Raw genomic sequence first — 14,318 nt, 5'->3', positions numbered from 1 at the left:
GTGGGGGACGAGATGGGCCTGACGCCCGAACAGGAAAAGCGGATCGCGTCGCTGCCGGAGCACCTGCGCGAGATCGCCCGGCGCACGCTGGCCGGCGGTGCCGCGCCGGTCGACCGCATCCCGGCCGTGCAGGGTGACGTGCTGCCCGCCTCCGCCGCGCAGCAACGGTTGTGGTTCTTCCACGAGTTCGAACCGGAGGGCGTCGAGTACAACGCCCCGCTGGTGCTGCGGCTGACCGGTGCGCTGGACGTGGCCGCGCTGCGCGGCGCGCTGGACCTGGTGGTGGCGCGGCACGAGTCGCTGCGCACGACGTTCACCTCGGTCGACGGCCAGGTGCGGCAGGTCGTGCACCCGGCGTCCTCGGTGCCGGTCGTCGAGGTGGACGGCGACCTCGACCGCGTGCTGCTCGCCGAGGTGACGACGCCGTTCGACCTGCGCACCGGGCCGTTGTGCCGGGTGAGCCTGGTCCGGATCAGCGCCGCGGAGCACGTGCTGGTGCTCGGCATGCACCACATCGTCAGCGACGGCTGGTCCACCGGCGTCCTGCTGAACGAGCTGACCACGGCCTACGCGGGCGGCGAGCTGCCCCCGTTGCCCATCCGGTACGCGGACTTCGCCGCCTGGCAGCAGGAACGGCTGCGCTCGGACGCGCTGAAGTCGCAGCTCGACCACTGGCGCACGAAGCTCGCCGAACTGCCTCCGCTCGACCTGCCGGCGGACCGGCCGCGTCCCGCCGTTCGCACTTCCGCGGGCGCGGTGCACCGGTTCGAGATCGCGGACGACGTCGCACAGGCGTTGCGGGCCGTGGCGAAGCTGAACGGCGCCACGCTGTTCATGGTGCTCATGGCCGCCTCCCAGCTGCTGTTCTCGCGGTACGCCCGACAGTCCGACATCGCAGTGGGCACGGTGACGTCCGGCCGCAACCGCGACGAACTGGAGCACCTGGTCGGGTTCTTCGTGAACACCGTCGTGGTGCGGTCCACAGTGGACGAGTCGCGGACGTTCAGCGAGTTCCTCGACTCGGTCCGGCTGACCGTCGCCGACGCGTTGGCGCACGACGAGGTGCCGTTCCAGTCCGTCGTCGAGGCGTTGCGGCCGGAACGCGACCCGTCGCGGCCGCCGCTGGTGCAGGTGATGGTGAACCTGCAGAACGCCCCGGCCGGCTTGCCGGGAGCACCGGGCCTGGAGATCTCCGAGGTCCGCCCGCCCGCGCTCGCGACGAGCCTCGACGTGACGATCGACTTCCACGAGGGTCCGGCCGGGCTCGTCGGGTTCCTGGAGTACAGCACCGACCTGTTCGACGCGTCCACCGTGGACGCGATGGCCGCCGGGCTCGCGTTCGTGCTGGAGAGCGTGGCGGACCGGCCAGCGGTGCCGATGCGGGAACTGCCGTTGCTGCCCGCCGCCGAGCTGGAGCGCGTGCTCGGGACCGGACGTGGTGAGGTCGTCGACTTCGGCGTGCCGCGGCCGGTGCACGAGCTGATCGACGCTGCTCCGGACGTCGTTGCCGTGCGGTCCGGGAACGAGGAGCTGACGTACGGCGAGCTGCGGACCAGGAGTGCGCAGCTCGCCCGCCACCTCGCCGATCTCGGGGTGGGCAAGGGGTCTCTGGTCGCGTTGTGCCTGCCGCGCGGCGTCGACATCGTGGTCTCGCTGCTCGCGGTGCTGAAGGCAGGAGCGGCGTTCGTGCCGCTGGATCCCGCCCACCCCAGCGGGTTGCTCGCCCAGCTGCTGACCGGGACGCCGGTGCTGATCACCGACTCCTCGGTGGCCTCCCGGCTGCCGGAGGTCGGCGCACGGGTCGTGCGCGTCGACGCTGACGAGTGGCAGGGCTCGGCGGAACCGCCGGCCGTCGCGGTGTCGGCGGACGATCTCGCCTACGTCATCTACACCTCCGGTTCCACCGGCACGCCCAAGGGTGTTCTGGTCGAACACGGCAACTGCTTCCACACCGCGCACGCCTGGAACGCGCGGTACGGGTTCGACGTGCGACCGCCGCGCTGCCTGTCCGTGTCGAACCCGTCGGTGGACCTGTTCGTCGGCGACGTGCTGCTGTCGCTGGTGTTCGGCGGCACGCTGATCATGTGCCCGCAGGACGTGCTGGGCGACCCGCGCGCGTTGGTCGCGTTGATCGGGTCCAGCGGGGCCGACGTGCTGGCCACGGTTCCGTCGGTGGCGCGGACGATCACGCGTGAGCTCGTCGCCCGTGACCTCCGGCTGGACGGGCTGCGGCTGCTCGCGGTCGGGTCCGAGGGCTGGCTGGTGCACGACTGCGCCGAGCTGCTCGGCCGGCTGTCGCCGTCGACCGTCGTGGTCAACGCTTACGGGGTCACCGAGGCGACCGTGGACAGCACCGCGTTCCCGCTGGCGGAAGGCGTGGGGGCCGGGCCGTTCGTGCCGATCGGGCGGCCGTTGCCCAACACCCTGACCTACGTGCTCGATCCCCACGGGCGCGTGGTGCCCGACGGGGTTCCTGGCGAGCTGCATCTCGGTGGGCCTGGTGTTGCGCGTGGCTACCTCGACCGCGCCGAGCTGACCGCGGAACGGTTCGTGCACGACCCGTTCAGTGGGGACCGCATGTACCGCACCGGCGACCTCGTGCGGCGGGCCGACGGGGTGCTGACCTACCTCGGGCGCACCGACCAGCAGGTGAAGGTCAACGGGTACCGGGTCGAGCCCGGGCAGGTCGAGCACGTCCTCGGTGAACACCCGGCGGTGCGCGCGGCCGCTGTCGTCGCACGGGTCTCCGGCCGGACGCGCATCGACGCCTATGTCGTTCTGGGTGCTGAGATCGCGGTCGCCGACCTGCGGGCGCACCTCGCCGACCTGCTGCCGGCGCCCGCGTTGCCGTCCACCATCACCGTGCTCTCCGCGTTGCCGGAGACCGCGAGCGGCAAGACCGACCACCGCGCGTTGCCCGAGCCGGAGAAGGCCGATCGTCAGGCCGGTCTCGTGGCCGCGGTGACGGACGCGGAGGTGGCGCTCGTCGAGATCTGGGCGCGGGTGCTCGGGCTGGACCCGGCGGAACTGGGCACGGCGCACAACTTCTTCGACCTCGGCGGCGACTCGATCCTGGGGTTGCAGGTGGTGGCGCAGGCACGCGAGGCCGGGCTGCTGCTCACGTCGAAGCAGATGTTCCTGCACCAGACCATCGGCGAGCTGGCCGCGCGGGCCGGTGCCGCCGAGTCCGTGGTCGTGCCGGACGCGGCCGAGGGCGAGGCTCCGCTCACCCCGATCCAGCTCAACTTCTTCGAGGAGACCACTTCCTCGCCCGAGCACGCGACGCAGTCCGTCTACTTGGAACTGACCGAACACGTCGACCCCGAACGGTTGCGCGCGGCGGTGCAGGCGGTCGTGGACCACCACGACGCCCTGCGGTTGCGGTTCGCGGACGGCACGCAGCGGTACACGTCCGGCGAGCAGGTCGTGCTGGCGTCCACCGTCGAGGAGGCCCGGTCCGGTCTCAGCCTGACCGACGGGCCGCTGCTGCGGGCGGCACTCGTGGACGGGCGGCGGTTTTTCGTCGTCATCCACCACCTCGTGGTCGACGCCGTGTCGTGGCGCGTGCTGCTCGCCGACCTCGAACGCGCCTATCGCGGCCTTGAGCTCGGCCCCAGGTCCACCTCCTACGGCGAGTGGGCGCGCCGGGTGCGGGACGCCGTGGCGGCCGGTGCGTTCGACGCCGAGCTCGACCACTGGCGTGCGGCCTCGCAGGGCTCCGCCGAGGTCGCGGAGAACAACACGGTCGAGTCCGAGCGCGAGGTGACCGTCCGGCTGTCCGAGGCCTTGACGTCGGCGCTGCTGCGGGACGTGCCGCCGGTGTACCGGACGCAGGTCGACGACGTGCTGCTGAGCGCACTCGCTTCGGTGCTCGCCGAGCAGGGCTCCTCGGTGCGGGTGCTGCTGGAGGGCCACGGTCGCGAGGACCTCTTCGACGGCGTGGACGTCAGCCGGACCGTCGGCTGGTTCACCACGCTCTACCCGGTCACGCTGACGCCCGCCGGTGCGGACTGGGGCACGGTCCTCAAGTCCGTCAAGGAACAGCTCCGCGCCGTGCCTTCGCGCGGCTTCGGTTACAGCGCCCTGCGCTACCTCGGTGATCACGACCTGGGCGGCGCCTGGCCCGCCGTCTCGTTCAACTACCTCGGCCGGTTCGACGTCGAGTCCGGTGGCCTCTTCGGGGCGTGGCTCGACGCGCCCGGCAGCGACCGCGCGCCAGAGCAGGTGCGGCCGTGCCTGCTCGACGTCACCGGTGTCGTGCGGGACAACCGCCTGGAGTTCCGCTGGACGTACTCGGCCAACGTGCACGACGAACCGGCCGTGCGTGCCTTGGCCGACGAGTTCGTGCGTGCTCTGACGGGCATCGTCGAGCACTGCGCGCTGCCGGGGTCGGGTGGCTGGACGCCGTCGGACTTCCCGCTGGTGTCGCTGTCGCAGTCCACTGTGGATTCTCTGACCGCCGGCCGTGCGGTGGAGGACATCTATCCGCTGACGTCCGTGCAGCGCGGCATCCTGTTCCACTCGCTGGCCGGTGCCGAGTCCGACGTCTACCTCAGCCGGTTCGGCATGCTGCTCGACGACGTGGATCCGGCCGCGCTGGCCGAGGCGTGGCAACGCGTGGTCGACCGGACTCCCGTGCTGCGCACCGAGGTCGTCTGGCAGGACGTGCCCGAGCCGCTGCAGATCGTGCGCGCACCCGGACTCCGCGTGCCGATGGAGCACCACGACCTGCGTGCGTTGCCTGCCACCGAACGGGATGTGCGCGTCCAGGAGTTGTGGGACGAGCACTCCGCCCGTTCGCTCGACCTCGGCACGGCCCCGCTGATGTGGCTGGCGTTCCTGCGGCTGACCGACACGCGGGTCAAGGTCTTCTGGTTCTCGCACCACGTCCTGCTCGACGGCTGGAGCTTCGCCGGCGTGCTGTCCGACGTGTTCGAGCAGTACGCCACCGGTACCGCCGCGCCACGCCGCCCGTTCCGCGACTACGTGGCCTGGCTGGCGGAGCAGGACCTCCCCGCCGCCGAGGAGCACTGGCGCGGCGTGGTGTCCGGCCTGACCGCCCCGACCCCGCTGCCGTTCGACCGCGCCCCCGCCGGCGCGCACCGGTCCCGCACCTCGGGCCGCCTCGAGGTCGGCCTGCCTCCCGGCCTGACCGACGAGCTGCTGCACTTCAGCCGCGAGGCCCGGCTGACGCCGAACACCCTGGTCCAGGGCGCGTGGGCGGCGTTGCTGGCGCGCTACAGCGGCGAGACCGACGTCTGCTTCGGCGCGACGGTCTCCGGCCGCCCGGAAGACCTGGCCGGTGCCGGGGACGTGCTCGGCCTGTTCATCACCACGATCCCGGTCCGCGTGGACGTCACCGACGTCGGCGCCGCGTGGCTGCGGGCGTTGCAGGACACCGTCGCCGAGTCGCGCCAGTACGAGTACGTCTCGCCCGGCCAGATCCAGGGCTGGAGCGAGGTCCCGAGCGGCGTCAACCTGTTCGACAGCATCGTCGTCTTCGAGAACTACCCGTACGACGAGGCGGCGGCGTCGCGCAACGGCATCACCGTCCGCGAGTACACCGGCGACGAGCAGACCAACTTCCCGCTGGCGTTGACCGCGCACCTCAGCGACTCGCTGCACCTCTTCCTGAACTACGACCCCGACCTGTTCGACGCCGAGACCGTCGAGGCCGTGGCACGGCACCTGGCCGCCGTGCTGGCGGCGTTCGTGAGCGGGTCGGCGCTGCCGTCACTGGACGAGCGCGAACGCACCCGGCTGCTGGTCGAGTGGAACGGCCGTGAGACCTCGTCGGTGGCCTCGACGCTGCCGGAGCTGTTCGAGGCTCGGGTGCGGGCGGTGCCGGACGCGGTGGCGATCACGGATGGCGCGGCTTCGCTGACGTACGCCGAGCTGAACGCTGCGGCCAACCGGCTCGCTCGGCGGTTGGTGGCGGAGGGGGCCGGGCCCGGGGAGTTCGTGGCCCTGGTGCTGCCGCGGTCGGCCGAGCTGGTGGTCGCCGTGCTGGCGGTGCTGAAGGCGGGGGCGGCCTACGTGCCGATCGACCCCGACTACCCGGAGCAGCGGATTCGCGAGGTCCTGGAGGACGCGAAGCCGGTGGTGGTCGTCGCAGCGGAGACGACCGAGGTGACGGCCGCTGCCGGAGTCCCGGTGGTGCCGGTCGCGGCCACCGATCGGTCCGACGCCGATCTCGACCACGCCCCGCTCACCCCGGCCGATCCCGCCTACGTCATCTACACCTCCGGCTCGACCGGCCGCCCCAAGGGCGTCGTCGTCCCGCACTCCAACGTCGTCCGCCTCTTCACCTCCACCGACCCGTGGTTCGCGTTCGACGAGAACGACGTCTGGACCCTCTTCCACTCCTACGCCTTCGACTTCTCCGTCTGGGAGCTGTGGGGCCCGCTGCTGCACGGCGGCCGCCTGGTCGTGGTGCCGCACGCCGTCTCCCGCACCCCGCAGGACTTCCTGCGTTTGCTGGAGACCGAACGCGTCACCGTCCTCAACCAGACCCCGTCGGCCTTCTACCAGCTGATGCGCGCCGACGCGGAGAACCCGGGCCGCGAGCTCTCCCTGCGGTACGTGGTGTTCGGCGGCGAGGCGCTCGAACCGCGTCGCCTCACCGACTGGTACGCCAGGCACCCCGGCAGCCGCCTGGTCAACATGTACGGCATCACCGAGACGACGGTGCACGTCACGTACGCCGGACTGACGGCGGACACGACCGGCGGCGTGATCGGTGTGCCGATCCCGGACCTGCGCGTCTACGTGCTGGACGAACGGCTGGAGCCGGTGCCGGTGGGCGTTCCCGGCGAGATGTACGTGGCCGGGGCGGGACTCGCCGACGGGTACCTGAACCAGCCCGCCCTGACCGCCGGCCGGTTCGTCGCGGACCCGTTCGGTACGGACGGCAGCCGCATGTACCGCACCGGTGACGTCGCGAAGTGGACCCGCGCGGGGGAGTTGGAGTACCTCGGGCGGTCCGACCAGCAGGTCAAGATCCGCGGGTTCCGCATCGAACCCGGCGAGGTCGAGGCCGTGCTGGTCGCGCACCCCGACGTCGCGGAGGCGGCAGTCGTCGCCCGTGAGGACGGTGGCGGCAAGAGGCTCGTGGCGTACGTGACAGGTGCGCCGGTGATCGGCGACCTGCGGGACCACGCGCGGGATCGGTTGCCGGCACACATGGTTCCGGCCGCGTTCGTGGTCGTCCCCGAGATCCCGCTGACTCGCAACGGGAAGCTCGACCGCCGTGCGTTGCCGGAGCCCGAGCAGGAGCAACGGCCGTACGTCGCGCCGGGCACGGCCGCCGAACGCGCGGTCGCGGAGGTCTGGCAGGAGGTGCTGCGGGTCGGCCGGGTCGGTGCCGACGACGACTTCTTCGAACTCGGCGGCGACTCGATCCTGAGCATCCAGGTGGCGTCCCGGCTGCGGTCCGCGCTGGGCGCCGACGTCTCGCCGCGGCAGCTGTTCGACACGCCGACCGTGCGGGCGCTCGCCGAAGCGGTGCGGCCGGGTGAGGTCGAGCGGATCCCGCGGCTCGTGCCACGGCCGCAGCAGGCGCCGCTGTCGTTCTCCCAGCAACGGTTGTGGTTCCTGGACGAGTTCGCGCCCGGCACCGCCGAGTACAACGTGCTGTTCGCCGTCCGGTTGCGCGGTGACCTCGACGTCGAGGCCCTCCAGGCCGCGTTGGCGACGCTCGTCGAACGGCACGAGGCGTTGCGCACGACGTTCGACTACGTGGACGAACGCGCGGTGCAGGTCGTGCACGCGCACGGCGAGGTACCGCTGGAGATCGTCGAGACCGGCGACCTCCAGCACCGGCTGAGGCAGGAGATGACCCGGCCGTTCGACCTGCGCACCGGGCCGCTCGCCCGCACGGTGCTGGCCGGGGACGTCCTGGTGCTCACGATGCACCACATCATCACCGACGGCTGGTCGATGGGCGTGCTGGTGCAGGAGCTGAGCACCTGCTACACCGCCGCCGTCCGGAACCAGCGGGCGGAACTGCCGGAACTCCCCCTGTCCTACGTGGACTACGCGGTGTGGCAGCGGGCGCGGCTCGACGGCGAGGCGCAGATCGACCACTGGCGCCGTCAGCTGGCCGGCGTCACCTCGCTCGACCTGCCGACCGACCGCCCGCGCCCGCCGGTGCGCACGTCCGACGGCGCCGCCTGGTCGTTCGAGGTCGACGCCGACCTGCTCGGTCGGCTCCGGTCGCTGGCGCGCGGGCAGGAAGCGACGTTGTTCCACGCCCTGGTGGCGGCGGTCCAGGTCCTGCTGGCCCGGTACTGCGGGCAGCGCGACGTCGTGGTCGGCACGGCCACGGCGGGCCGCGACCGGGCCGAACTAGAGGGCCTGGTCGGCTGCTTCATCAACACCGTGGCCATCCGGTCCGATGTGGACGAGGAACTGTCGTTCGCCGACTTCCTGCGCAACGTCCGCGGCACGGCGCTGGAGGCGTTCGAGCACGGCGACCTGCCGTTCGAACGCATCGTGGACGCCCTCAGGCCCGAACGCGATCCCAGCAGGAACCCGCTGGTCGAGGTCATGGTCGTGCTGGACAGCACGCCCGCGCACCGGCTGGAACTGGCGGGCCTGCACGCCGAGGAGGTCGAGTTCGACGGCGGCGACGCGAGCCACGACCTCAGCCTCGACTTCACCGAACGCAACGGCAGGCTCCTCGGCCGGATCAGCTACAGCACCGGCCTGTTCGACGCGGCCACGATCGCGCGCCTCGGCCGGCACCTGCTGCTGGTGCTGGAGAACGCGGTCGAGGCGCCGAACCGGCCGATGCGCGAACTCCCGCTCGTCACCGCCGAGGAACACCACCGGATGATCACGGAGTGGGGCGGCCCGACCGTCGACTTCGGTCCGCCGGAGCTGCTGCACGACCTGTTCGACGCGATCGCCTACGAGCACCCGGACGGCGTCGCGGTCCGGTGCGGCGACGACAGCCTGACGTTCGCCGAACTCCGCACCAGGGCCAACAAGCTCGCGCACCACCTGCGGGGCAAGGGAGTCACGACCGGCTCGCTCGTCGGCGTCTGCGCCGACCGGAACGCCGACGCCGTGGTGGCGTTGCTCGCCGTGCTCAAGGCGGGCGCGGCGTTCGTGCCGCTCGAACCCGGCTACCCGGCCAAGCTGCTCCAGGACATGCTCGACGACGCGGGCGCCGAAGTGCTGATCTCCGGTGACGGCCTGGCGGCGGAGCACGGTCTCACCGCGAGGCACGTCGTGGAACTGGACCGGTCCGTTGTGGACGGACACCCGGACACCGCGCCGGACACCGATGTGACGCCGGAAGACCTCGCCTACGTCATCTACACCTCCGGCTCCACCGGCAAGCCCAAGGGCGTCATGGTGGAGCACCGCAACGTGCACCACCTGGCCCGCGTGTGGGACCACCGGTACGGCCTGACGGGCACGCGGCCGAGTTGCCTGTCCGTGTCGGGGTTCGGCGTCGACCTGTTCTTCTCCGACTTCGTCTGGTCGACGTTGTTCGGCGGCACGATGGAGATCTGCCCGGCGGACCTCGTCACCGACCCGCCCGCGCTGGTCGACCTCCTCAAGGCGACCAGGGCCGAGCTGTTCGTGACGGTCCCGGTGCTCGCCACCGCGATCGCCCGCGAACTGGCGAGCCGCGGCGAACGAGCGGAACACCTGAGGGTCCTCGCGGTCGGTTCGGAGGCCTGGCACGTCGGCGAGTGCGCCGAACTGCTCGACCGCGTCGCTCCCGGGACGATCGTCGTGAACGCCTACGGCGCCACGGAGAACACCGTCGACGCGACGCTGCACGAGGTGTCGCGCGACCCGATCGGCACCGGCCCGTACGTGCCGATCGGCACGCCGCTGGCCAACACCGGCATCTACCTGCTCGACCGGCACGGACGCCCGGTGCCCGTCGGCGTCACCGGCGAACTGCACATCGGCAGCGCCGGTGTCGGCCGCGGCTACCTCAACCGCCCCGACCGCACTGAACACGCCTTCGTGCCCGACCCGTTCCGCACCGACCCGCACTGGGACGGCCCGCGCATGTACCGCACGGGCGACGCCGCGCGGTGGCTGCCGGACGGCGTGCTGGAGTTCCTCGCCCGCACCGACGACCAGGTCAAGATCCGCGGCCACCGCGTCGAACTCGGTGACGTCGAACAGGCGCTGGCCGGCCACGCCCGGGTGCGCAGCGCCGCCGCGACCACCCGGTCCGACAACGGCGCCGTCCGCCTGCACGGCTACGTCGTGGGCGAGGTCGACCTGGCCGACCTGCGCCGGCACCTCGCGCAGGTGCTGCCCGCGCACGCCGTGCCCGCCACCCTCACCGTGCTCGCCGAACTGCCGCTCACCCAGAGCGGCAAGACCGATCGGCGCGCACTGCCCGCACCCGACCTCGACGACACCACCGGAACCCCTTACCTCGCCCCGGAAACCGAGGCCGAGCAAACACTGGCGGCCATCTGGGCGGACGTGCTCGGCGTCGCCAGCGTCGGCACCGGTCACAACTTCTTCGAGCTGGGCGGTGACTCGATCCTCGGCATCCAGCTCGTCCACCGGGCTCGCCAGGCCGGGTTGCAGCTCTCGTCCCGGGAGTTGTTCCTGCACCAGACGCTCGGCGAACTGGCCGCCGTCGCCCAACCGGCGACACAACGCGGCCACGGCGAACCGGTCGTCGGCGAGGTGCCGTTGACGCCGGTGCAACGCGAGTTCCTGGAAGGCAACCCCGTCGCACCGCACCACTTCACCCAGTCGTTCCTCGCCGAACTCCACGAGGACGTCGACGAAGAGGCCCTGCGCAGGGCGCTGGACGCGGTGATCGCGCACCACGACGCGTTGCGCGCCAGGTTCACCCACGAGAACGGCCAGTGGCGCCAGGTCTACGCACCACCCGCGACCGTCGACGTGCTGGCCAAGCACACGACCACTGACCAGGACGTGCGTGCCGAGATCGACAAGCACGCCTCGGAACTGGACGCGAGCTTCGACCTGGCCACGGGTCCGCTGCTGCGCGCCCTGCTCTTCGACCTCGGTCCGGACCGCCGCCCGATGCTGTTCGTCACCGCCCATCACCTCGTGGTGGACACGGTGTCGTGGCGCATCCTCGTCGAGGACGTCGAGTCGGCGTACGAGCAGGCGCGCACCGGGGAGATCCGGCTCGGCGCCAGGACTTCCCCGGCCGGCGACTGGGTCGACGCGCTCGCCGCGCACGACGGCTTCGACCGGGAGCACTGGCTGGCGCTCCCGCCGGCCGCACCGTTGCCGGTCGACGGCCAGGGCCCGGACGTCGAGGCGTCGACCAGGAGCGTCGAGTTCTCCCTCACCCGGGAGGACACCAGCGCCCTGCTGACCCTCGCACCGGGGGCGTTCCGCACGCGGGTCAACGACGTCCTGCTGGCGGGCCTCGCCTGGGCGCTGACCAGGTGGACCGGTGAGGACGGCGTCGTCGTCGACCTCGAGGGCCACGGCCGCGAGGAGTTGTTCGACGACATCGATCTGTCCAGGACCGTCGGCTGGTTCACCGCGATCTACCCGGTCGCGTTGCGGGTGCCCGACGAGGACTGGCCGTCGCTGATCAAGAACATCCGCCGCCAGCTGCGTGCGGTGCCGGACGACGGCCTGTCGTACGGAGCCCTGCGGTACCTGGCCGAGCCGGGCACTCTCCCGGATCGCGCCCACGCCGGGGTGCTCTTCAACTACCACGGCCAGGCCGGTGCGGGCAGCGCGGAAAGCCCGCTGTACCAGAGCTTCCACGACCCGGTCGGTGCCCCGAGGCACCCGGCCGAGCGGCGCAGCCACGCGCTGGAGGTCGTCGGCGCGGTCAGCGACGGCGTGCTGGCGTTCGAGTGGCTGTACTCGGCGGACGTGCACGACGAGCAGACCGTCCGCCGGGTCGCGGACCACCACCTGGCCGCACTCCGGGCGATCGCGGAGGCCGCGCGATGAACGACCTCCTGGAACGGTTGGCGCGCAAGCACGACGTGCCGTCAGCGCAGCTCGTCGTCAGACACGGCGGCGAATCGACTGAAGCCAACGTCGGGGTCGGACCGGACGCGGCGTTCCCGCTGGGATCGCTGACGAAGCCGTTCACCGCGGCCCTCGTGCTGACCCTGGCCGACGACGGTGACCTCGACCTGGACGAGCCGCTGCCCAAGCTGCCGGTGACCCCGCGCCAGCTGCTCACCCACACCTCGGGCCTCGCGGCGAACGTCGAGCAGGCAACGGTCTCGCGCCGCCGCTGGGCCGCCCGGCAGGGCCCGGACGACCTCGTGCACCGGCCCGGCGAGCTGTTCTCGTACTCCAACGCGGGGTACGTCCTGGCCGGGCACCTGGTCGAGGACGTCACCGGCGTGAACTGGCAGGACGCGGTCGAGTCGATCCTGTTGTGGCCGCTCAGGATCACCCCGGCGTTCGTCACCGGGAGGACCGAGCGCAGGGCGGTGCCGGGCCACAGCGGCACGAGGGTCATCGCCGGCCAGTCGTTGCCCGAACTGGAGGCACCGGCGGGCGGGCTCGCGCTGAGCGCGCGGGACCTGGTCACGTTCGCGCTGAACCACGACGCCGCCATGAGCCACGACCACCTGGCCGGGCACCGCGCGGGCCCGTACGGCCTCGCCGACGGCTGGGGCCTCGGCTGGGCGGTCTACGGGCAGACCTGGTCAGGCCACGACGGCACCGGCGACGGCACGTCCTGCCACCTCCGCTTCGACGGTGACACGGTGGTCGCGCTGACCACCGACTCGGCCGGCGGATCGGCGCTGTGGCAGGACCTCGTCGACGAACTGCGCTCGGACGGCGTCCCCGTCGGCGACCACCGGCCGACTTCCACGGCGCCGGAAGCCTCGGCCTCCCAGGCGGAAGCGCTCACCGGCCGGTACGCCAACGGCGACGCGCTGGTCGACGTCACCCATGACGGCGAACGGCTCGGCCTGTCGATCGACGGCGGCCCGGCGACCACCGTCACCTGCCACGCCGACCTGACCTTCACCGTGCCCGGAAGTCCTGCCACGCCAGGGCGTTTCCTGCCGGGACGCCTGCTCCAGCTCGGTGGCCGGACCGCCCGGCCCGCCCAAGACGAAGGAACAGCTCTGTGACCGCGACCGACAGCGCGGTGCGGGTCGTCCCGTTGTCCCGCAACCGCGACTACAACGTCCTGTGGACGAGCAGGCTCGTCTCCGAGCTCGGCAGCGAACTCGCGTTGATCGGCTTCCCGTTGCTGATCCTCGCCACGACGCGCTCGGCCGTGGAGATCGGCCTCGTCGCCACGGTCATGGCCGTGGCGCTGCTGGCGGGCTCGATCCCGGCCGGGTACCTCGCCGACCGGTTCGACCGCAAGATCGTCATGGTCGTCTGCGAGGTGCTGCGCGCCGTCGCGATGGGCAGCGTGGCGCTCGCGCTGTACTTCGACGCCTACTCGTTGCCGCACATCCTTGTCGTGGCTGCGATCGACGGCCTGCTCGTGTCGGTGTTCGGGCCCGCCGAGGACGCGGCACTGCCGAGCGTCGTCGCACCCGACCAGCTCTCCCAGGCCGTGGCCCGCAACACCGCCCGGCCGTACATCGCGAACCTCGCCGGGCCGGTGCTCAGCGGCGTGCTCTTCACGATCGACCACATGCTGCCGTTCGCCCTGAACGCGGTGATGCTCGTCGTGTCCACGATCGCGTTGCTGACCCTCCGGCTGCCCAAGGGCAAGGCCCCCGCGCTGGAGGACGACGAGGGCGAGCCGGTCGGCCTCCGCTGGGTCTGGCAGCACCGTCCCATCCGGACGACCCTGGTCTGGGTCGCGTTGGTGCAGCTGGTGTTCAGCGCGCTGGTCGTCATCGTGCTGGCCGTCTCCGGCGAGGACCAGGTCGGTCCCGGCGAGATCGGCCTGATGATGGCCTGCTTCGGCGCCGGTGGCCTGATCGGGGCCGCGGTCGCCGCCAGGCTGCACGCCGCGCTGCCCGCGTCCGTGATCATCATCGGCTTCTCCTGGCTCGCCGCCGCACTGATCCTCGTCATGGCGTTCACGCCCGGCGGGATCCTGCTCGGCGCCGTGCTCGGCCTGATCGCGTTCTTCATGCCCGTCACCGTCACGACGGTGATGACCTACCAGATGTCCGTCACGGCCGACGAGCTGCGCGGACGGCTCAGCGGCCTCGTCGGCCTCTTCGCCGGGCTCGCGGGCGCGATCGGCCCGATCGCCGGCGGTGCGCTCGCCGGCGCGGGCGACGGCAAGACCGGCCTGCTGGCGTGCGCGGCCGTGGCCGCGGTCATCGCCGTCGGCGCCACCCTCAGCCCCACTCTCCGCCGTTTTCCGGCACCCACCACCCGTCAAAGGAGCTCGTGAA

The 14,318-nt window shown here is 71.9% G+C and carries 3 protein-coding genes; all 3 read left to right on the top strand.

Translation table 11 applies throughout. The annotated features are described in order from the left end of the window. From QSK25_RS35375 to QSK25_RS35365, 3 genes are read left to right on the top strand one after another with little or no spacing between them, the layout of a single operon-like run. Window positions 1-11,934: a non-ribosomal peptide synthetase gene (locus QSK25_RS35375; RefSeq protein WP_285644842.1), complete on the top strand. Its 11,934-nt coding sequence runs from the start codon at window positions 1-3 to the stop codon at window positions 11,932-11,934. After that, the gene (locus QSK25_RS35370) at window positions 11,931-13,082 is read left to right on the top strand and encodes a serine hydrolase domain-containing protein (RefSeq protein WP_285644836.1); all 1,152 of its coding nucleotides are present in this window, start codon (window positions 11,931-11,933) and stop codon (window positions 13,080-13,082) included. The genes QSK25_RS35375 and QSK25_RS35370 overlap by 4 nt, the downstream gene beginning before the upstream one ends. Beyond that, window positions 13,079-14,317, top strand: a complete 1,239-nt coding sequence (locus QSK25_RS35365; protein ID WP_285644834.1) for an MFS transporter — start codon at window positions 13,079-13,081, stop codon at window positions 14,315-14,317. Before QSK25_RS35370 ends, QSK25_RS35365 begins: the two co-directional genes overlap by 4 nt. Window position 14,318 lies beyond the last annotated feature (1 nt).

Source organism: Lentzea sp. NBRC 102530 (genome assembly GCF_030269365.1).
GTDB lineage: Bacteria > Actinomycetota > Actinomycetes > Mycobacteriales > Pseudonocardiaceae > Lentzea.
This window is presented reverse-complemented; position numbering and strand designations above follow the sequence as displayed.